General features: G+C 46.4%; 18 protein-coding genes. 7 read left to right on the forward strand and 11 right to left on the reverse strand.

Annotated elements, in window-relative coordinates; translation table 11 throughout:
• Positions 1-213: 213 nt before the first annotated feature.
• Both HMPREF9304_RS12880 and HMPREF9304_RS12885 read left to right on the forward strand, forming a co-directional pair.
• Entirely contained in the window at positions 214-447 is a 234-nt protein-coding gene (locus HMPREF9304_RS12880; RefSeq protein ID WP_036929880.1) for a YecH family metal-binding protein, read from the forward strand.
• Between the two features lie 127 nt (positions 448-574).
• A complete protein-coding gene (locus HMPREF9304_RS12885; RefSeq protein WP_036929882.1) occupies positions 575-871 on the forward strand; it encodes a glutaredoxin in 297 nt (98 codons plus the stop codon).
• Positions 872-1,574: 703 nt separating this feature from the next.
• Here the strand turns inward: HMPREF9304_RS12885 and HMPREF9304_RS12890 are convergent.
• Positions 1,575-1,754 carry a hypothetical protein gene (locus HMPREF9304_RS12890; RefSeq protein ID WP_036929883.1) on the reverse strand — a complete coding sequence of 60 codons (180 nt, stop codon included), beginning with the start codon at positions 1,752-1,754 and terminating at the stop codon, positions 1,575-1,577.
• Positions 1,755-3,015: 1,261 nt separating this feature from the next.
• On the opposite strand from HMPREF9304_RS12890, the gene HMPREF9304_RS12895 reads away from it, so the two are divergent.
• The 3 genes from HMPREF9304_RS12895 (at position 3,016) to HMPREF9304_RS12905 (ending at position 7,372) form a co-directional block, all read left to right on the forward strand.
• A complete protein-coding gene (locus HMPREF9304_RS12895) occupies positions 3,016-3,213 on the forward strand; it encodes a hypothetical protein (RefSeq protein ID WP_156104826.1) in 198 nt (65 codons plus the stop codon).
• Positions 3,214-3,260: 47 nt separating this feature from the next.
• Positions 3,261-6,038 carry a hypothetical protein gene (locus tag HMPREF9304_RS12900; protein WP_036929885.1) on the forward strand — a complete coding sequence of 926 codons (2,778 nt, stop codon included), beginning with the start codon at positions 3,261-3,263 and terminating at the stop codon, positions 6,036-6,038.
• A gap of 410 nt (positions 6,039-6,448) precedes the next feature.
• Entirely contained in the window at positions 6,449-7,372 is a 924-nt protein-coding gene (locus HMPREF9304_RS12905) for a DMT family transporter (RefSeq protein ID WP_036929886.1), read from the forward strand.
• A 57-nt stretch (positions 7,373-7,429) separates the two neighbouring features.
• Here the strand turns inward: HMPREF9304_RS12905 and HMPREF9304_RS12910 are convergent, their stop codons facing one another.
• From HMPREF9304_RS12910 to HMPREF9304_RS12950, 10 genes are all read right to left on the reverse strand, one after another.
• Positions 7,430-8,749, reverse strand: coding sequence for a DUF1302 family protein (locus HMPREF9304_RS12910; protein ID WP_036929888.1), 1,320 nt, complete (start codon positions 8,747-8,749; stop codon positions 7,430-7,432).
• A gap of 1 nt (position 8,750) precedes the next feature.
• Positions 8,751-9,530 carry an outer membrane lipoprotein-sorting protein gene (locus tag HMPREF9304_RS12915; protein ID WP_036929890.1) on the reverse strand — a complete coding sequence of 260 codons (780 nt, stop codon included), beginning with the start codon at positions 9,528-9,530 and terminating at the stop codon, positions 8,751-8,753.
• Positions 9,531-9,540: 10 nt separating this feature from the next.
• The gene (locus HMPREF9304_RS12920; protein ID WP_036929892.1) at positions 9,541-11,913 is read right to left on the reverse strand and encodes an efflux RND transporter permease subunit; all 2,373 of its coding nucleotides are present in this window, start codon (positions 11,911-11,913) and stop codon (positions 9,541-9,543) included.
• Between the two features lie 12 nt (positions 11,914-11,925).
• A complete protein-coding gene (locus HMPREF9304_RS12925) occupies positions 11,926-13,689 on the reverse strand; it encodes an ABC transporter ATP-binding protein (RefSeq protein ID WP_036929893.1) in 1,764 nt (587 codons plus the stop codon).
• A 21-nt stretch (positions 13,690-13,710) separates the two neighbouring features.
• The gene (locus HMPREF9304_RS12930) at positions 13,711-15,465 is read right to left on the reverse strand and encodes an ABC transporter ATP-binding protein (RefSeq protein WP_036929894.1); all 1,755 of its coding nucleotides are present in this window, start codon (positions 15,463-15,465) and stop codon (positions 13,711-13,713) included.
• A 27-nt stretch (positions 15,466-15,492) separates the two neighbouring features.
• Positions 15,493-16,107 carry a TetR/AcrR family transcriptional regulator gene (locus HMPREF9304_RS12935; protein WP_036929895.1) on the reverse strand — a complete coding sequence of 205 codons (615 nt, stop codon included), beginning with the start codon at positions 16,105-16,107 and terminating at the stop codon, positions 15,493-15,495.
• Between the two features lie 253 nt (positions 16,108-16,360).
• Positions 16,361-16,555 (reverse strand): hypothetical protein, encoded by a 195-nt coding sequence (locus tag HMPREF9304_RS14595; RefSeq protein WP_156104827.1) that lies wholly within the window; start codon positions 16,553-16,555, stop codon positions 16,361-16,363.
• An 8-nt stretch (positions 16,556-16,563) separates the two neighbouring features.
• A complete protein-coding gene (nrdG, locus tag HMPREF9304_RS12940; RefSeq protein WP_036929896.1) occupies positions 16,564-17,070 on the reverse strand; it encodes an anaerobic ribonucleoside-triphosphate reductase activating protein in 507 nt (168 codons plus the stop codon).
• Positions 17,071-17,317: 247 nt separating this feature from the next.
• Positions 17,318-19,525 carry an anaerobic ribonucleoside triphosphate reductase gene (locus HMPREF9304_RS12945; protein ID WP_036929898.1) on the reverse strand — a complete coding sequence of 736 codons (2,208 nt, stop codon included), beginning with the start codon at positions 19,523-19,525 and terminating at the stop codon, positions 17,318-17,320.
• 496 nt (positions 19,526-20,021) lie between these two features.
• The gene (locus HMPREF9304_RS12950; RefSeq protein ID WP_036929899.1) at positions 20,022-20,561 is read right to left on the reverse strand and encodes a beta-class carbonic anhydrase; all 540 of its coding nucleotides are present in this window, start codon (positions 20,559-20,561) and stop codon (positions 20,022-20,024) included.
• Positions 20,562-21,028: 467 nt separating this feature from the next.
• Between HMPREF9304_RS12950 and HMPREF9304_RS12955 the strand changes: the two genes are divergently transcribed.
• A complete protein-coding gene (locus HMPREF9304_RS12955) occupies positions 21,029-21,451 on the forward strand; it encodes a hypothetical protein (protein ID WP_156104828.1) in 423 nt (140 codons plus the stop codon).
• A 176-nt stretch (positions 21,452-21,627) separates the two neighbouring features.
• Positions 21,628-21,804, forward strand: coding sequence for a hypothetical protein (locus HMPREF9304_RS14600; RefSeq protein ID WP_156104829.1), 177 nt, complete (start codon positions 21,628-21,630; stop codon positions 21,802-21,804).
• Positions 21,805-21,845: the final 41 nt, after the last annotated feature.

Consider the following 21,845-nt stretch of genomic DNA (forward strand, 5'->3'; position numbering starts at 1 on the left):
CAGAGCACGTGATTTGTAATCTCGGGGTCGTTGGTTCGAATCCGACAAGAGGCTCGAAAGTTTTTAGATATGAAAGGGTGGCGTCTCTATGATAGGCGACACCTTTTTGCCTTTTTTAGAAGGTGTACCAGATGTGGTATAGATGTTTTCAACTTAAAAGGATTATCAACTCAAAACTCATTAACTCACAAACTCATAAACTCAAAACTCACTATGGCTCATGGACATGAAGTCCTGCACATGATGGCAGGCAACACATANGAAAGTAAAGAAGCGTTGGTAAAGGCAATTATCAACAAGTTTGGCGAAGCGGAACGTTTTCACACCTGTTCGGCAGAAGGCATGACAGCCGCACAATTAGTTGACTTTCTCGAAGCTCGTGGAAAGTTCATGCCCGCATCTTCCAATCAATTTACGGTAGATGAGACCAAGATTTGCAAACATTAGGTTGGAACTTATTAACTTATTAGCTTACGAACTTAAAAACTCATTAACTTAAAAACTCACAAACTCACCAACTCACGAACTTAAAAACTCAAAAACTCATTAACTTACAAACTCATCAACTCACCTCATGATTAAAATTTACGGAATGAAGTCCTGCCCCGATTGTGTGGCAGTAGACCGTCAGGTAGCGGGCGACAGTCGTTACCAAGTAATAGACATTGGCGAACATGTATCGTTGTTAAAACAATTCTTGCATTTGCGCGACACCAATCCCGTTTTTGATGATGCGAAACGCAGTGGAGCGGCAGGCATTCCATGTTTTGTTTTGGAGGATGGCACCGTTACGCTCCGTCCCGAAGAGGCAGGACTTTCGAGCAATGCGTCAGATGCACCTGCCTGCAATATTGACGGTTCAGGCTGTTAAGTCATCGCTTGCTGACTCTTTTTGCGTTCTGAAAGAACAAAAGGAAGGAGAAAGTGTGCCGACTGCAAACAATTTTGTTGATGTATGGGTATGGGTTCTTTTTTCCTTTTGCGCTTACAGCGCGCCAGTTTGTTTATACATCCATACCCAGAGCGTTGCTCTGGGCTATATTCCTGTTGGGGCTTCGCCCCGTCCTTGTCCCAAATATAAACTCCAAATTATTTGCAGGTTCGCCCCGTCTTTGCTTGTAACATCTGCTGCACAATATCTTGGGCTATATTCCTATTGGGGCTTCGCCCCGTCCTTGCTCAAATGTAAACTCCCAAAATTATTTGCAGTTTCGCCCCGTCTTTGCTCGTAACATCTGCTGCACAATATCTTGGACTACGTTCCTGTTACGGCTTCGCCCCGTCCTTGCCCATTATCGTCGCTGTTGCACAATGCCTTGTCGCTGGTATTATCTTCAATCGTGTTCATTGCATTTCAACAAATACGGGCTATTGCATTTTAGCAAAGACGGGCTGAAAGCCCAAAAAGAACTTAGCCCAGAGCAACGCTCTGGGTACAGTTGACTATCTATTTTGCGCTCTGAAAGAGCAAAAGGAAGGAAAAATTGTGCCGACTGCAAACAATTTTGTTGATGTATGGGTATGGATTCTTTCTTCCTTTTGCGCTTACAGCGCGCCAGTTTGTTTATACATCTTTACCCAGAGCGTTGCTCTGGGCTGTATTCCTGTTGGGGCTTCGCCCCGTCTTTGCTCGTAACATCTGCTGCACACAATCTTGGGCTATACATCTTGTTTGGGGCTTCGCCCCGCCTTTGCCCATTATCGTCGCTGTTGCACAATGCCACGTTGCTGGTATTATCTTCAGTCGTGTTCATTGCATTTCAATAAATACGGATGATTGTATATTAGCAAGTACGGACTATTCCATATCAGCAAAGACGGGCTGAAAGCCCAAAAAGAATNTAGCCCAGAGCANCGCTCTGGGTACAGTTGACCATCTATTTTGCGCTCTGAAAGAGCAAAAGGAAGGAGAAAGTGTGCCGACTGCAAACAATTTTGTTGTTGTATGGGTATCGATTCTTTTTTCCTTTTGCGCTTACAGCGCGCCAGTTTGTTTTTACATCCATACCCAGAGCGTTGCTCTGGGCTGTATTCCTGTTGGGGCTTCGCCCCGTCCTTGCTTGTAACATCTGCTGCACACAATATCCAGTGATATACACCTGTTGGGGCTTCGCCCCGTTTTTGCTCAAATGTAAACTCTCAAAATTATTTGCAGCTTCGCCCTGCCTTTGCTCATAACATAGCTTGCTGCACAATATCTTGGACCATACATCTTGTTGGGGCTTCGCTTGGCTTTGTTCACATGTAAACTCCCAAATTATTTAAGAATTGCTCCGTACTTTGCGTAAATAATTCCTCAATAATTTGATTTGTGCAACACTTTTTATCCTGTAATTTGATAAAAAAATGTAATCAATGACGGAAAAATGTAATTAACGTAGGGCTGTGATAGGTCACGTTCTACATTCAATCCTGTTTGAGACTTTGAACTTCCTTTGTTTCAGCACTTTTGGCTTTCTGTTTTCGGGTTAAAGTGGAGTACTTTCATGACAGTTTTGTTGCTAAAATTGTTTTATTTTATTCATATTTCTTCGTTATAAAAATGCTATTTTTAGATAATTATTCCGTAAAAAGTTTGTGCTAATCTAAAAAATAAATCAACAAAACTATTGCGAGTATCCAATTTTTTGTTTACCTTTGTGGAAAAGAATAGAACAAAATATCTATGATATTCAAAAACACTCAACGTGATTCTGGAGCAGAAGATATAAAAGAAATATTCTATTTCGAATTTTTAACATAAAATATTTGCATAATAACAATGAAAAATTACCCCCCCCCCCTTATGGGCGCAATTATCGTCATTTGACGGGAGTGCTAAAAATTGGCATTCTTTGTTTTCTGTTTATGCGTACTTCTGCAGATTTTTCGGAAGTCTTTTCTTTTATTTTCGACAATACAGCAAATTGCTGTATTTCTCCTTTGTAGAAAAACAATCTTCTACTTCCCTTGTTTTATTTGTTTTTCGACCATAAGGTAAACACTGAATTTTATAACATTATAAATCGAAATTATATGAAAATATCCGACAAAAAAATGTACGTGTCTCCCAACTGTCATGTCTATATATTAGACGATAGTAATGAGTTAATGGCTGCAAGTCCTGAAATTAAACCCACGACCAAAACTGAGGAATGGGTTGAGGACGATGATAAAAAGTTAGATAACACAGATCCGTTTATTTGGACTGACAAAACAGATCCATGGGACTAAAAGATGGATCACTGGAGTAAATCACATTATTTAAAAAAACAGAAACAATGAGAAACATGAAAAAAAACGCATCAATAGCACTTTCGTTCATTGCACTCAGTACGATGCTACTTCATACGTCATGTACCGATGTGACCAATGATAACAACGGAAACGAAACGCCTAATGGCAATATTTATCTGAATTGTCAGACCACACCTAACGAGGTAGATGCCAATGTGAGCATCACAAGAACGATGAGCAGTTCGTTGGCAGGAAAGCAAATAAGGATTGTGGAAGCCAACTATAATTATGTGAGCGATAATGTACAAACCGAACAGACGACGCGCGGTACGATGATTGATGCCATCACTGATTTGGACAAGAACACTAACATTGATGTCTATGGCTACATGCGCAAAAGCTCTTTCGATGCAGAGGCTGGTGCAAACAACTTTACAGGTACGGTTGCCCTTAACCAGGGTGGATTATCACGTGTGCTGGTAAATGGCACTGCCAAGCAATGGGACTCCAACACGCCTTTCGCACAGATGGCAGGAATGTATCCAGCCAAAGGTACTGCCAATAGCCCTGTTTCAAACTTCAAACGAAATGGCAACACCTTTATGTTTGATTACGCAGCAAAAAATAGTTGTATCGAACAGACGGATGTCATGATGGGATTTGTTCAACAGTTGTACCAGCGAGGACAAGATCCGCACCCCACGCTTGTACTCAAGCATGCCCTTACTGCTATCAACTTTGCCATTGGCAACAATCTGCCAGTAGGACAAAAGCTCACAGGGATTAGGATGATTGATGACCGTGGCAATGCAGCTACCTGCACGGTGAGCGTTGATGCCAATGGTGTGAAATCTTTTGCATGGGACAAAAAAGCAGGTACTACTACCTACGGACTGAAACTCAAGAACGCCATCAATGTGGACGATATTACTGCTGCCAATACTGTACTGACAGGTAATAAAACGAGCGGCAAGCGAGACAATCTCACGTTTTTCGTCATGCCGAGAACAGAAGGAAAGGTAACGTTTAAGCTCAAGTTTACGAACAGTAACAACCAACACAGCGAGTTGGCATTCACTGTTGATAAACCTAACTGGCAGGCTGGTCACACCATCACGTACACGTTGGATGGCGGAAATAGTGTAAACAACTACATCTTTACTAAAGACGTCAGCGCACCAGTTGTTGCCAATGAGCAAGACGAGGTGGCATTCAACCTGACGAGTTGCAAGGCTTTGAACAATACACAGAAAGGAGTGTTCCAGCGTAATTGCAGCTGGGAGGTCAAAGAGTACGAGTACGATGGCAAGAAGACTACCACCAGCCCCGAATGGTTTGAGATTGCCAAAAATGGTAATGGTTCAGTGACGCCCTCACAAATCAAAGCTAAGTTCATAAAAGACAAGATTGCTATTGAGGACTTACTCGATGGTGATAACGGCATGAACAAATACTTGCAGAAAAAGAAAATCGACCAAAACAAACCGTACAACTTGGCTGGCGAAAACGGAACAGACAATAAGATGTCGTCTGCTAACTGTTATATTATTGATGGTCCTGGATGGTACAAAATACCTTTGGTATATGGCAATGCGCTGAAAAATGGAAACGAAAATGCTATTGCATACAAAGGCGGTGACTATTTCCCTACCCACGTGTACGACAGAGAAAACAATTATGATAAAAGCATCTATGGTGATGGTGCAGTAGAAATCTACAAAGACCGTGACTACATCAAAACAGCATGGATAAAGGACAACGGCAAAGGTAATGGGGATGTAGAATACGCACCAGCTTCTGGCGCCATACTTTGGTGGGATGGTGACTTCAATACACCTGGAAATATTGCCAATGACTTCCAAGTAACCGATGGTGGAAAATACCTCACGTTCAGAGTGACAGACAAGATAAAGAACAGTAATGCCGTCATTGCAGTGAAGAACAAGGCTGGTAAGGTAATGTGGTCATGGCACTTGTGGTTCACGGACAAAAGACGACTGCAAGATTTTGACCTGAACAACGAAACAATCTTGTCACAAAACCTCGGTTGGAAACTATTGAATTGGAAGGGGAAACCAGAAAAAAGTGTTACTGTGACCTTTAAGCAGAAGGATAGCGGAAAAGAAATCACAACCACCTTCATGCGACGTCCAAACTACACTGAGATGAAAGGCATATGTCCCGAGTATCAGACTTTCAGAAAAGATCCCTTCTCGCTTGAGAACACTTGTAAACGTGATAGATTTAATACCGCCTATAATATGGGTGAGTGCAAGCGTTTTGAGCAACGCGTAAAGAAAACAGACGGCAATGACTATGGTACTGTCATCATCTGTTACGGTGTCACTATACAGAATCCGTCCACATTATATTATGGTGGAGGTTTTGGGGCGACCAACGAAAACGACTTCTTGATACAGCCTAAAGATCCAACAAATACGACAATAGATATGTATTGGGACAAAGAGAAAACCGTGTACGACCCTTGTCCTGCAGGTTACCATTTGCCCTCTGCAGACATACTCAAGTATCTATCAACGAGAGGTGTGAAACAAAATGCGCTGAATGCATGGGAATATGATTTTAATGGACGAAAACTCTATTTGCCACACGTTGGTATCCTATGGGGAAGTAACAATTTGCGTGGTATCATAGAATTTACTGAAACTCGCTACGGTTCGTATGACGGATATCAAAAAGGAAGTGGCGTTAACCACTGGAAACGTTCTACACTCAGGTGGAATATGAACAAGTACGATGACGGACGGGATGTGCCATTAAATGGTATGCCCGTACGCCCAATGAAAGAGACTTCCAAGTAATTTTTTTTGAATAACTGCTTGAACTAATAAACGCATCCGATCTTCGGAATGAATGAACGCTAACGTTCCGCAAATGAAACAAATTTGACAAAGACGCACAAAAGTTGCTGTCGAAAGATTTGTTTCATTCGCAGAGCGTTAGCATTTTTTGTCTTGTTGCCTTGATTCGCTTCATTGTGGCATTCGTTGTCCTACAATATTGCTTTTCAATGAAAGAATCGTGTTCTTTGCCAAAAACTTACGTTGCTTTTGCTCGCTTCAAGAAATAGAGGCGTTGGTGAGATGTCTGTGTTTAAGAAAAAAATCGTACCTTTACAGTCTAATTATTGATGCGAAACTTAATTCCACCTGTGCAATGCGTGGGTGGTGTGGAAATATGAAGCATCAAAAAATGGAGGAATGAACACACAATGAGAGGCAACCCACCAACACAGAGTATTTTTCAACGTCCCATTTGGGTTTCACTATTTGCGCTCACAGCCGCTGTGGCATGGGGCTGGGCATATCCGCTCATCAAATTAGGCTTTGCCGAGTTTGGCATCACGCAAGGAATGACGGGAAGCAAGATGGTGTTTGCTGGCATTCGGTTTAGTTTGTCGGGTGTCATCATCTTGCTCATGGCGCAACTCACTGGGCGCGATTTTCAATTGCGCTCGGCAAGAGATTCGTGGTACATTCTTCTGTTTGCCCTTCTGAACACCACCTTGCATTATGCGTTTTTCTATTTCGGACTGTCGTATAGCGAGGGTTCGCGAGCCGCTATTCTCAATTCGCTCAGCGTCTTCTCGGTGGTCATCTTTGCCTGTCTTTTCTTTAAGAGCGACCGCATGACGCTGCGCAAACTCACGGGTTGTGTGGTGGGCTTTGCTGGTATTCTGTCGCTTAATTTGGGGAGTGCCGAGAGTGGACACTTCACGTGGTTAGGCGACGGCATGATTATTCTCAACGCCCTCTGTGGCGCTGTTACCTCCTTACTTATCCGTGGACTGGGCAAGCGCATCGACGTGTTTGTTGGTACGGGACTGGCGTTGGCCATTGGCGGCTTGCTCTTGGTGGTGCCTGGGCTGTTGTGGAATGGCACATTGCCACGCATCACGCTATTGGGCTGCGTGTACTTGGTGTTGCTCATTGGCATTAGCACGATGGGTTTTGGTTTGTACAACAAGTTGCTGACCTGCAATCCTGTGGGAAAGATCGCCATCTATAACTCGCTCATCCCCGTGGTGGGCGCCGTGACCTCCTGTCTCTGTCTCAACGAGACGTTTCATTTCAAGTATTTGGTGGCTGGCTTGTTGGCAGCCGCTGGTATTTATATCATCAATAAGGGAAAATAACAACTTACAATTGTTTGAGTTTTGTCCTGCTTGCTACTCTCAGAGTAGTGGTTGTCGTTAAAAGCTGTACTTCAGTTTAACCCACGCCTCACTGTTTTTGCCATACATCTTGAACATTCCTCTGTCGGCATGAAAATAGTCATATCCGATAGCGATTGCTGTTTGGTCGTTGAGTGAATAGGTGGTGGATAGGCGATTGAAGATGCCACCGTTGGTTACATCAACGTAGGCAAAGGTAGAAAGTTTTAGCGTGTTTTGCAGTAGTTCTTTGGCGAGCCGTGCGGTGGCTATCCCTGCATGGCGATAGATAGGCAGTCTTTCGAGGTTGCCCGATGTGTATTTGTGGCAATATTGCAGACTTGCATTCCAGTCGTTGCCAGGGTACCAATCAATGCCGATGAGCGTATTGAGCGCATTGCGGCATTCCACTTCGCATCCCATTGTAGCATTTTGCGCCTCATTGATGTATTTGGCTACCTCTGCTCGAATGACGAATTGCCCGATGGGTAACGAACAGTCGGCTCCTAACATCGTCATGCGATGATAGCGTGCATCGATGTGTAGTGACTTTCCGTCGGTTGTCATTCCCATGCGGAGAGCTGGCAGTTTGTTCCATGTGCGCAAGGCACTCACAGAGAAATCCACACCGCTGAGGTTAACGGTGATGCGTCCACCGTATTCCATGTTCTTCAGCCGCTTTTCTGGTTTTCCGCTTTCCAAGTCTATGGAATAGGGGAGGGAGGTGTACGGAAACCGCATTGCCCACGGATTGCGCAGATCGGTAGGTATCACAGCGAAGTTAGTCACTGGGTTGAACACCGCTTCTGCTGTAATAGCTCCCAAGGTGTATTTGGCACGTAAGCCATTCACAGGCATACGTATGTCATCATAGTCTTGGGCGAGAAATTCGGTATAGTCGATGGGCGACACACAGTCGGTAAGGCGCAGTGCGTCTGCCACTCCCCATATCACGATTTGCCGTCCCACACGCAGGTCAAGGTTGCCTTTGGTATATGACAGGTACGCCTCACGCAGTTCTATGCCTGTGCGTTCTTTCAGTATTCCGTTGTAAATAGCGTTCAGTGAGACAAAGAGAGCTGTCGCTCCTTTTTCGAGTCTCACTTCGCCCCTTGCCCGAGTTCTCGACGCCATCCAGTCGGTATTCTCCGTTGTTCGGAGTGCGTGATAGGTGTCAAGAAATCCCTTCACCCGAACTTGTAATGCGTCATCGCTGTCTTTGTCATACGTTTCCTGAAGTGTCTCTTCGGGTACTGTTTCAAGACTGTCAATAGCTGCTGTTGGCGTTTCTACTTGGGCTGATGCTTGTGCCGAGAACATCGGCACAAGCAAGAGAGTAGATAGTTGTATCAGGTTCATATCAGAGTCCTTTCTCCAATTTGGAAACGGTGAAGAGGTTCGGCGCCACCTTGATGTTGAATCGCTGGTTGTCCATGCGAATGATGGTCTTGTGCCCCGTTTGCACATTTTCCATTTGCATGAGGTGCATCGTCCAAAATCCCTGTACTTTGTCGATGTTGGAGATAGACAGTCGGCGGTGTAGCTTGTTCAGTTTGTCATAATATTCTGCTTTGACAGCCATCAAACAGTCCTGTCTTATCCACGTTACTCGACGTGTATAGATTTCGTCCTTGTCGTTAGGAATCGACTGTACCACCCAGCATCTATGTCCGGCTAAGTTTTCTTCTCGCAGGAGCTGGTGTTTTTCCTCGTCCACATTGCGCATACTCATGTCGTTGTAGGTAAAGTCGCTACCCATGAAGTAGTCGGTCTTCGACGACTTACCGCTGATGCGTCTCGTCTTTTTCATGGCAGGCAGATAGAGCCACTTGTCGTCCACCTTGCGTGGATTGTCGTAGTCCCAGGTGAGGAATCCTGTTCCCTTCACATCTCCGGGATAAGTGAAGAACATAATTTTCTTTGTGTCTTTGCCCACGTCCATAGCCCATGATTCGAGTTTTCTGACGCGTTTGTGTCCACTTCGCTGAATGAGTGTCATCTCTACGTTAGCGTAGCGTGTGTCGCCATCAGGTCGGTTCTTTACTTTTTGCATAATATCTCTACCAGACAGTCCTGCTGCCTGTGCGCTACCAATTGCCAACAGGGCGATGAGCAGCAATGTAAAATTTCTTGTTTTCATACTTTTGAGTTTAATTGTTATTTTGAGTGTTGTTGATGTTTACTTTTTCTTGCTTGAAGATGTGGAGATAGTCTATGAGGATAGGGGTGAGGAAGAGGTCAGCCAACAAAGCCGATACCATGCCAGCTACTGCCAGTATGCCCCAGTTGCTCATTTGTGTGGCATCGGAGAAGACGAATCCCATGAATGTAGCCGAGATGACAACTGTGGACATCACAATGGCAAGTCCTTCGGTGCGAAAGGTGCGGTTGATGGCTATTTTGTAGTTGCCATATTTGTCGTATCCCACATGACTGTGGTTGATGAAATGAATGGTGTCATCGACAGCGATGCCCAAGACCATCGGGATGAGCGAGGCGGTCATCATGTCGAGTGGGTAGCCGAGCCAGCCCATCATTCCACCAACGATAATGGCAGGGGCAATGTTGGGTATCATCCCTACGAGTCCCACTTTCCAGTTTCCAAAAATCAGAACGAGGATAATGCCAATAACCAGTACCGATAGTATCATAGACCACATCTGTCCTCGCTCCACATATTGCTGCATGACGGTGAATTGTGGAATATTTCCTACCACCGAAACGTGTGCATCGGGAAAGAGACGGTGTGCCTCCGCCTGAAGGTCGTTCATTTCCTTTTCGGCTTCGTTGGAGTTGTAGTCTTTCAGTTCTATTTGTAGTCTTAGCCGTTTATAGTTGTAGTCCATCCAGTATTCCGACTCCGTTCCTCCGGCGTTTTCGTACAGCAACAGCAACTGTGCCACCATATCAGCATTGTCGGGAATGGTGTAAAATTGCTGTTTGTTTCCGTTGAGCGTGCAATTCATGTCTTTCACGATGTCAGTGATGGAGTTGTGACGTTTCGTTAGCTTGTATCCGTCAGCAATTTTTGACAATTGGTCGAGCTTTTGTAGATTTTTTGGTTTCTTGGCATCGTTGTCGTGCGGCAGCGTAATCATCAAATCGTAAGCATACATGGAGCCGAGTTCCGTTTCGCAAAGGTTGAGGAATTTGTTGACGTAAGGCACTTTTCTCCCCATCGTCTTCTCAATGTCGAACGCTGGCTCGATGAAGAAGAGCCCGATACCACAGAAAATCGTCAGCACCACCGACAATGCGACAATGCCCCGATGATTGCGTATGACAAAACTTCCAAATTGCTCAAACCGATTGCCAATATAGCCCTCAAAGCTCTTCGACATGTTGACGGCTGGTTTTCTATCTTTGCCAAACGACAACAGAAAGGGAGTCATGAAAAGACAGGTAATCAGTATGGCGAGCAGACAGATTGATGTATTGAGACCAATTGCCTGCATGGGTACGATGTTCATGGAAAGGAAAGTCATCATGGCAGCCACGGTGGTGAGTGCTGAGAGCGATACGCCCCAACCAGTCTCGCCCATTGCATCGATGATGGATTGCCTGCGCCTACCTGTCTCTACGAAGCGCGTCTTGAAGAAGTTGTACAGGTGGATGTTGTAGGCAATGGAGCAAGCAAAGGTGAGAATGACGGCTATCATTATGGTAGTCATGTCGATATAGATGCCTGTCCAGCCGATGATGCCAAAGCTGATGAGCAGTCCTAAGACAGAGGTGAGCAATGGTGCTATTACTCCACGTAGCGAACGAGTTACAATGAGCATCACTACAATAGAGATGATAAATGCGAAGAGGAACAATCGTCCCATTTCGCCCTTGAGATAGACCACCTTCTCATAGCTCAGATAAGGCATTCCTGCAGCAGCGGGCGACAGTTCTGCATATTTCTCCTTTCCTATTATATGTCCAGCTTCCCTGCCAGTAATCATGTCGGGAGCCATGTCGCTTGTCTTCTTCCACACACTATCGGCAGGGAAGGGGCGCAGCTTTACCATGATCCATGTCATTGTTCCATCGGTCGATACCATTTTCTTCGCCAGATAGGGTTTGCTGTAAGCCTTGCGCTTGATTTCTTTCAGTCCAGCGGCATCTGATGGAATTTGCTCGGGTACAATCTGCTCTATGGTCATACCTTCTTCCGTACCAGAGGCAAACTCAAGGTCGGTGAGCGATGTTACTTTGTCGGCGTACGACAAACTATCTTTCAGTTCGTTGCTCAGCTCACGAATGAGCGTGAGACTGCGTTTGGAGAAGATGTCCTTGTTCTTCACCAGCACTGCCACATAGTAGTCGTTGCCAAAGATAGACTTGAACTCGTTGGTCTTGAGCAGCATAGGGTCGTCGCTTAAGAAATAGTCGTCGAACGAAGTTCTTACCACGATGCGCTTGGCTCCAACGAGCGAAAAGGCGATGGCCACCGCAAACAGCGCACCCACAATAAGCCGATGGCGCAAAATCCAGTTCGCCAGCTGCCTGAAAAGGTTGTTGATTTTTTCGATTTTCATGATTTCTACTTTTTATTTGGTTTCTGTTTTTATTTTTGATGAGATGTTTGCCGAAGGAGTATCTTGTTGCAGTCTTACCATTTGTGCAAAAGTTCCATTGTGTGCCATTAGTTCATCGGGTGCGCCCTGTTCCACGACTGTTCCGCCCGAGAGTACTATGATGTGGTCGGCACCCAATACGGTGCGCATGCGGTGCGCAATGATGATGACGGTCTTGTTGCGCACCAGTTCGGAGATACCAGCCTGAATCTTTGTCTCGTTCTCGGCATCAAGGCTGGCGGTGGCTTCATCTAAGAGTATCACAGGAGCATCTTTTAAGAGTGCACGGGCTATGGAGATACGCTGCCGCTCCCCACCCGAAAGGGTTTCTCCATTTTCGCCAATCACCGTGTCGTAGCCTTGTGGCATACGATTGATGAAGTCATCGCACTGTGCCAATCGTGCCACATGCCTTACTTCCTCATCGGTGGCATCGCGCTTTCCTATGCGTATGTTGTCGGCAACAGAGGCATTGAAGAGCATCACGTCTTGAAACACTACGGCATAGTTTTTGAGCAACGTCTCTGGTTCTATGTCCGAGATGTCGTGTCCGCCCAGAGTTATCTTTCCGCTATTGATGTCCCAAAAACGTGCAGCGAGCTTGGCTGCGGTGCTTTTTCCTCCTCCAGATGATCCAACAAGTGCGGTTATCTCGCCCTGTCGGGCAGTGAATGAAACATTGTGAAGCACCTGCTTATCTGTTTCGTAGGAAAAGCTGACGTCGTGGAACTCAATGTCATAGTTTGAAACTTCCACCTTGGTGTCGCCCGTCTGTATGGGCATTGCCTCCATCTCTTTCATTCGCTTGATGCGTACATCGAGAAAAGCAAGAATAGCGAGGTTGCTGCATACTTCAAGGATAGGGTTGTAAACCATTGCCGAAACAAGGAGGAACGCCAAATAGACGAACACCGACACGTCGCCACGCTGTAGCATCCATGCGCCTACAACGATGACGGTAGGCATGCCCAGTTTAAGCAGTACAGCGGAGATGTTGACAAACGCACCTGTCAAGAAATCACCGGCAACAAGTCCTTTTTCCAATGTCTTTAATCGCTGGTCGAACCGCTGGTTATATTCGTTCTCGCCATTGTACGACTTGATTTCCTGCACACACTCCAGTCCTTCCTGTATCTGTTCGCTCACGCCACGCTTGATGTGGTAGAGACGTGTAAAATCCTTGTCCATTCGATTTCGTGAAACCAATAGCACCACCAAGGCAAATGGCACTACCCAAAACACAGCGATGGCTAATCGCCAGTCGTAACAGAACATTCCCGCTGCGATAATGACAATGCTCACCACAGAAGCAAACAGTTGGGGAATGGCGTGCGAGAACGTTGTTTCCAATAGTGTACAGTCCTCCATAATGGTGGCAGTGAGGTCGGAGAGATTGCGCTCACCAAAGAAGGCAAGAGGCAAACGGCGCAGTTTCTCGGCTAAGGAGATACGGCGTTGCGCACTCTCATTATATACGGTGGTATAGGTGCTGTCGTATTGCCGACGAATCACGACGAGCATCACGACCATAAGCCCTGCTGCCACGAGGAGATAAAACCACAACGTATGAGGAGCATTCATTGACATGTTATCGAGATACTCCATCAGGAAGAAAAACAAATAAGTGGGTGGCAGCATCAGCACAAGGTTGAGCAGTGTCGAGAAGACGATGCCTTGCCGCAAGTCTTTTGCCCCTTTTTCCGTAAGAGCAAAACGGTGTTGAAAATATTTAATCATGACTTTATGACTTTTAATAGATTATAGTTTCCACGAAACAGATTGTTGATATTCATTCCACATACGGTGGTAATATTTTTCCTCACTCAATAGTTCCTCGTGCGTTCCCTGTTCGACAATCTCGCCGTTGTCCACAACTACGATACTGTCGGCATCCTGCACAGTGGTAAGTCTATGGGCTATCATCAGCACGGTTTTTCCTTGGGTGAGATGTGCCAGTGCCTTACGAATAAGCTGTTCGTTTTCGGGGTCGGCAAAGGCGGTCGCCTCGTCGAGCACCACGATAGGAGCATCTTTCAGAATGGCACGGGCAAGGACAATTCGCTGTTGCTCACCTCCCGAAAGATATGTACCTTCGGCACCGATAACGGTATCCAATCCCTGTGGCAGCCGGTCGATAATCTCGCGACTTTGTGAGAGGTCGATGGCACGGTTGATCTGATCGGTCGTTGCATCAGGATTGCCGTAACGTAGGTTTTCGATGAGCGAAGTTTTGAACAGACGGGTGTTTTGGAAGACGAACGACACGTTGCGCATCAGCTCGTCCTTGCGCATGTCTCTCACGTCTATGCCTCCTATGGTAACGCTGCCATGACGAACGTCCCAAAAGCGAGGTATCAATCTTGCTATCGTGGTCTTTCCGCTGCCCGACGCTCCTACGAGCGCAACCGTCTTTCCTTCGGGAATGGTAAGGTTGATATGACTCACTGCATCTTTCTCCGCTCCCTCATATCGGAACGAAACATCGTTGAAACGAATGTCATACGCTTCTGCCCGTTTTGGCTCGTCATGCTGCGAGAGCGGTGCAATATCAGTGAGCTGCTCTAATCGTTCCACAGCCTCGTTTGCCATGAACAGGTCCTGACTGAGATACATGGCTTTCATCACGTTGGAAGCGATGAGCGGTGCAATCACCACATAAAGTATCACGTTGGCAATAATTGTGCTTGTATCTCCACCGAGTCCTATCAGGATAATAGCAGTAGGAACGAGGATGAAGGCAAAGGCATTGATAGCCAGTATATAAAATGACATTGGCGTGCGCCATACAAGCGTACACTTGATGACAAGGTCGCGGTAGCTGATAATACTATCGTAGAAGCGTTTGAACGAGAAGACCGTCTGTTGGAACACCTTGACCACGGGAATACCTCTGACATATTCCACTGCCTCTGCCCCCATCTTCTCCTGCGCATCAAGGTAGAGCCTTTGAAATTGGTTGTTCTTCGGGTTCATCATATATCCCATAATGCCTATCGCACCAATGAGAGGTATCATTGCAGCCGTACCCAACTGCCAATCCACAGCGAATAACAGTACGATAACACCTATCGGCGCAACAACGCAACTTGCCACATCGGGTAGCAGGTGCGCCACGAAAGTATGGGTCTGTCCTGAATCCTCATCAATGATTTTGCGCATACGCCCCGTGTTTTGTTCATCAAGATAGCCCAATGGTGCACGCATTAGCCGTTGCATCGCTTTGCGCCTCATGTTGGTTTCGATACGGAATGCTGCAAGATGAGAGAGCATCAGTGCCAAAAAGTAGAGCAACACGTTTGCCACCGATATAATAAAAGCCCACAGGGCATAGTCTATAAGGGGTGTGTCTGAGAGGTTGCCCTTGGCGATAAGTAGTGTGCGCACTACAAGCCACAAAAGTATGAATGGGACAAGCGACAGCAGTCCGTTGACTGCCGACAGTGCTACGGAGCAAGGCAGCAAGTATTTGCGCCCTCCCATGTAAGCTCCTAAACGTTTGAGAGTTTTCATCATATATTATCGTCTTTTAATAATTAGTCTTTATGGTTTCAGTAATGCTTTCCAACCTGCCATGCTAAAGTCCATGTACTGCTCCAAGGCAACTTTGATATCCTCGTCGCTGTAATCTTCGTGTTCTACAATCTCGCAGAAAACGGTTATCCATGTAGAGCAAGTGATGTGAACCAAGAATGGCGAAATGTTGGCGTTGAGATGTGGATAGCGTTCTTTCATCAGTTGCAGGTATTCCATGCCCACTTTCATCTGTCTGTCCACCATCTTGTCTTTATATCCTTGTAGCGACGTACCCTCCGAGTTGAATAGGAGCAGTCGAAGCTCCGGACGGAAGTCTTTGATGATGGCGAGCATGGCAAAGATGTAATCTATTTGGTGTTGCCGCATGTTGAACACGTCTATCGACAGGAACTTTTCGTCATTGTGCGACAGGATGTGTTTGTTCAATGCCTTGGTGAGAGGACGCAGCACCTCGCAAAACAGTTCGTCCTTGCTGCTAAAGTAATTGTATAGGTTTCCTACAGCGACACCTGACTTGCGAGCCACTGTGCGGATGGAGGTGCAGCGTACGCCATGTTCGATAAATTCTGCACGGGCGGTAGCGATGATGCGCTGCCGAATGTCATCTTTCAGAGTTTGCATGATGAGGGTAAAGGGTTAATAGTGAACGATGTTCTATTTTGTTCATAAAAAAAACGCACTGTTCTTTTCTTGAACAGTGCGCTTCGATAGTCGAGGGGTGTATATCCATATATATAATATGGTACTTTCGTTTGATCATACTCTTTTATTTATTTGCTGCAAAGGTACGAGGTGTGAAGAAGTTTTGCAATACCTAAAAGTAAGTATTTTGCGGTAATCGGCTGGTATATGTTAGAAAGGTCAATCTGCAGTATCAGGTTTTCTTCACCGTTCCTGCATTTATCTTGCCACTTTCTTTCCACCTATTATATATATACCCTTTGGCAAATGCTGGAGGGCTTTCCAGCCTGTGCCCACCTTCACACCACGAAGGTTGTATATGGGCAGATGGTCTTGGTGAGCAGTCTTTCCGATGGGGTCGATGCCGCTTGGCGTACGAGCCAGCCATCTTTGTTATCAAGTCTGCATGTCATCTCTTTGCTCCCACAGCACCACCTTGCCTTGCTGTAGCGATAGTGGCACGTTGATGAGGCGTTGGTTGGAGCTGCCACGAAAGAGCAGGTCAGGGTCTTTGAGCTTTTCCACAAACGGACCGTCTACCAACACGTCTACCAGTTCGAGCAGTTGGCGTTGTTGCGGATTCTTGATGAGTGCTTCAAAGGTAAAGCCCGTGTAGCACCAGATGTTTTTGTTGGTGCGTGTCTTTATGGCGTGTGCTAATTCTGCAAACCCTTCGGCTTGAAACATGGGGTCACCTCCCGAGAAGGTGACGTTGGCAAAGGGGTCGGCTTCTATCACACGCATGATGTCCTCCACTTGCATCCATTGTCCATTGTGGATGTCCCATGTCTGTGGGTTATGACAACCCGGGCAGGCGTTAGGGCATCCTGCACAGTAGACGGTGGTGCGAAAGCCCGGTCCGTCTACCGTGGTGTCTTCGAGAATGGATAGGATGGATAGCATAATATACGGAGCAGCCTCTCCAACGGCAGCCTCTCCCCCGACCCCTCCCCAAAAGGGAGGGGAGTAAATAGCTGGCTTGTTAGTTGACGAGTTAACGAGTTGACAAGTTGACTAGTTAATAGTTCAACTAATCATAAAGTTCAAACCTCAAACCTGAAAGTTCAAAGTAATCCGCTAACCACTCCCCTCCCTTTTGGGGAGGGGTCGGGGGAGAGGCCGCTGGGGGATAGGCTGTCTGTCTGTTTTTTCACTCGTGCGTTACCCTGTCGTTGAGCTCTGCTAACTTGCCAGCGTTCCAGCGGTCGGTAGTGCCTACGAGGTAGCCTGTGATGCGTTGCAGACGGTCGATGTGATGACTGCCGCACTTAGGACAGGTGTCGAGGTGTGCGTCAGCGTTCTCGTATCCGCAGTCCATGCAGCGGTTGCGGTTGTGGTTCACGCTGCCGTAGCCCAGGTTGTAGCGATCCATCATATCTACCACGTTCATGATGACTTGTGGGTTGTGCGTGGCGTCTCCGTCTATCTCCACGTAAAAGATGTGACCACCACGGGTCAGGTCGTGGTAGGGAGCTTCTATCTCAGCCTTGTGACGTGCGCTGCACTTGTAGTACACGGGCACATGGTTAGAGTTGGTGTAGTAGTCGCGGTCGGTGATGCCTGGCAGTGCGCCAAACTCCTTGCGGTCTTTCTTGGTGAACTTTCCCGCCAGTCCTTCGGCAGGTGTGGCAAGGATGCTGTAATTGTGTTGATACTGCTCGCAGAAGTCTTTGGAGCGGTCGCGCATGTAGGTCACGATTTTGATACCCAACGCTTGTGCCTCTTCCGATTCTCCGTGGTGCTTTCCTACGAGTGCCACGAGACATTCTGCCAATCCGATGAACCCAATGCCCAAGGTGCCTTGGTTGATGACGCTCTCAATGGTGTCGTTTGGCTCAAGCTGTTCACAGCCACCCCATAGTTTTGACATCAGCAAGGGGAACTGCTTGGCGAAGGCTGTCTTTTGGAACTGGAAACGGTCATCGAGTTGTTTGGCGGTGATTTCCAGCATGTCATCCAGTTTGGCGAAGAACTTGGCGATGCGTTGCTCTTTGTCTTTGACGTCCATGCACTCAATGGCGAGCCGCACGATGTTGATGGTGGAGAACGATAGGTTGCCTCTGCCCACGCAGGTTTTCATGCCGTATCTGTTTTCAAACACACGGGTGCGGCATCCCATGGTTGCCATTTCGTACATATATCGCTTGGGGTCGTCGGCACGCCATAGTTCGTGTTGGTTGAAAGTGGCGTCAAGGTTCAGGAAGTTGGGGAAGAATCTCCGTGCCGTCACCTTGCATGCCAGACAGTACAGGTCGTAGTTGCGGTCATTGGGCAGATAGCTCACGCCTCGTTTCTTCTTCCAAATCTGTATGGGGAAGATGGCAGTCTCACCGTTGCCCACGCCTTGGTAGGTGCTGTTGAGCAATTCGCGTATCACGCAACGCCCTTCGGCAGAGGTGTCCGTACCATAGTTGATGGACGAGAACACTACTTGGTTTCCTCCACGTGAGTGGATGGTGTTCATGTTGTGGATGAAGGCTTCCATCGACTGGTGTACGCGTGCCACGGTGCGGTTGATGGCATGTTGCTTGATGCGTGCATCACCTTTCAGTCCGTTGAGTGGGCGGTCGATGTAGTCGTCTATCTCGGTTTGGTACAGGTGTTCGAAGTTGTCACCATAGAGATTTTCCAGATTTTTCACCTCTTCTATATAAGAGGAGCGAACGAAGGGGGCGAGATAGAAGTCGAAGGCAGGGATGGCTTGTCCACCGTGCATCTCGTTTTGTGCGCACTCCAAGGAGATGCACGCCAGCACAGCGGCTGTCTCGATGCGCTTGGCGGGTCTGGAAGAACCGTGCCCTGCGGTGAACCCATGTTGCAGGATGTGATCCAATGGGTGTTGGCAGCAGGTGAGCGACTTGGTGGGGTAGTAGTCTTTATCGTGTATGTGCAGCAGGTTGTGTGCCACTGCCTCACGACTTTGCTCTGACAGCAGATAGTCGTCTACGAAGGGTTTGGTGGTTTCCGAGGCGAACTTCATCATCATGCCCGCTGGCGTGTCAGCGTTCATGTTGGCGTTCTCGCGTGTCACGTCGTTGTTCTTGATGTTCACGATGTCCAAGAACACGTCGCGTGTCTTTGCCTTGCGTGCAATGCTGCGCTGGTTGCGATAGGCGATGTACTTCTGTGCCACGTCTTTGCGCGCACTCTTCATGAGTTCCATTTCTACAGCGTCTTGGATGTCCTCTACCGACATTTGCGGTTTTCCGTGCACTGAGATATGGTCGGTGATTTGCTGTATGAGTCGTTCGTCTTCACCTTTTTCGGTGTGTAGCATGGCCTTTCGGATGGCAGCCATGATTTTTTGGTCGTTGAAGCCTACTATGCGTCCGTCGCGCTTCACTATGGTTTGAATCATGTGTTTAGTTTTTTAGTTGACGAGTTGACGAGTTGACGAGGTTTTTAGGCGTCTATTTTTCTAGGTTTTCTAGGATTTCCTAGGTTTCCCTAGGTTTTCCTAGGGGATTCCTAGGATTTCTAGTTTTTCCTAGAATCTCTACCTTTCTATGATGCTCCTAAGCAGAAAATCTTGTGCTTGCTTGCTTTCTCGTTGATTTCTTTGCAAAGATAATAATTATTTCATTGAAAAATCATTTTGGAAAACTTTTTACGAGTTAATAAAAGTTAATCACCAAATAATCAATGAGTTATAAAAAGTTTTGGAAAACTTTCATTTTATTTTAGCTATCTTTGTTTCTTCTTTTGTTTATCTCGGATAAGATAATTTTGCGTCTTGTTATCCAATAAGGACAACAAAAGCGTGCCACCACTTGTCCCTCCGATGCCAAAACAAGGGTGGCATCGGCAGTTTACAAGCAGTGGCACGCTTATATATTGTTACGCAAATTTGTTTGTCACACCACTTCGGTGAGTTCTCCTGTCAGCGAATCTATCATGAATCCCCGCACGACAAAGTTGCGTGGCATGAGCGGATGTTGCTTGATAGCCTCGACCATGCGTTGCACATCCGCTTCGATGTCGTCGAAGCCGTGGAGGAACTCATCGAGGTTGACAAACTGTGCTGCTTGTTCTAAGGCTTCGTCTGTCACCCCTTTTTCTCTCATGAGCTCCTCGAAATGGTGCGCTTCCATGTGGCACAGTCCACAATCGGAGTGATGCACCACCATGATTTCCTCGCATCCTAATTCGTACACCGCCACCAAGAGCGACCGCATCACCGAGTCGTAGTGCGAAATCATGGTGCCACCTGCCACCTTGATAATCTTGGCATCGCCGTTTTTCAATCCCATTGACTTGGGCAAGAGTTCGGTGAGACGGGTGTCCATGCAGGTGAGCACTGCCAACTTTCGATTGGGCTGCCCAGATGTGATATACTCTTCGTATCGCTTTTCTGCCACGAACTGTTTGTTAAATGTTAAAATGTCGTCTATCATATTGCTTTCTTTACGAGCTGCCTCCTTAGTATCTTAAATAAGGTGGTGGGGGAGCAGTTTTCTGTTGATATGGAGACAAATTTAACGGTTTTTCTGAAATAAACAAAGTTCATGCGCGCAAAAAAAGAAAAATATGTTTGCATCAATTTTTGAGATTATCAAACAAAAGTGAATTTCTTCACACTCTTTCACTATACCTTGGAAATATCAGTTCAAAAAGAAAGTAGAGTACGACTGATAACCTCTTGAAATAGGGCGAATTATGTTATTTTCTTCAAAGTTCTGCATGAAGTTTGTGAGCGAAGTAGCTGATGAGGGTAGACTTTGAATATTATTTAAGGATTAACGGACTTAATCTCTGTAAATGGAACTGATGTTGCTTTTTTGCTTTGTATCTTTGCATTAGTTTAATTCGAAATAAAAATAATAAGACCATGGAAATTACACTCTAAGAGGCAAAGGATGCCATGAAAAACACGTTTTGTAGGTTGATGCTGTTACCCGCAGCAGGCGAGGTGCGATGGTTGGGTACTGTGTCAGATTTGGTAGAGCTGGTACACATAATGTGGTACGACGGCTTAACAATCGATGAACACGGACAGGTGCTCAACTTCTCCACCTCGGTCAACCGACTTTGTGAGCGTTTGGGACTGCGTGCACCGCGCAAGCCCAACACAGTGATGAACAACATCAGAAATCGCAAGAACTACGACCGCATGCTCATTGTGCGTTGCCAGCACCTCATGGAGCAGGGCGAAGAACCGTTGGCAAGATTTATTAAGGAAGAAAAGGGGGAGGGGGAAGAAGAAGGAAGCCTCTCCCCCGAAAGCCTCTCCCCCGACCCCTCCCCAAAGGGAAGGGGAGTGATTAGCGGAAGTATTAACTCGTGAACTTGTCAACACGTTAACTTGTCAACTCGTCAACTCGTTAACTAAAAAACTTGTCACCTTGTTAACTCGTCACCTTGTGAACTCGTCAACTAAAAAAACTCATCAACTTAAAAAAACTCCCCTTCCTCTATCTACTCCCCTCCTTTGGAGGGGTCGGGGGAGGCTCTTTAATTACCATGAAAGCATATATCAAATTAGAATTACAGTTTTTTGAAAACCCTAAGTTTATCACACTTCGCGAAAAAGAAGGCTGCGCTGGCGAAGGCTGCGTGCTTGAGCTGATACGCTATCTGCGCGTTTGTCCCGAAGGTATGGGATGTCAAGCGGCGTTGAGAAATATTTCTGTGTTTTGATAAAAGGACTAATATATGTTAATTAAAATATAGCACTTTTG

Origin of the sequence: Hoylesella timonensis S9-PR14 (genome assembly GCF_000762405.1) — a bacterium.
Lineage (GTDB): Bacteria > Bacteroidota > Bacteroidia > Bacteroidales > Bacteroidaceae > Prevotella > Prevotella timonensis_A.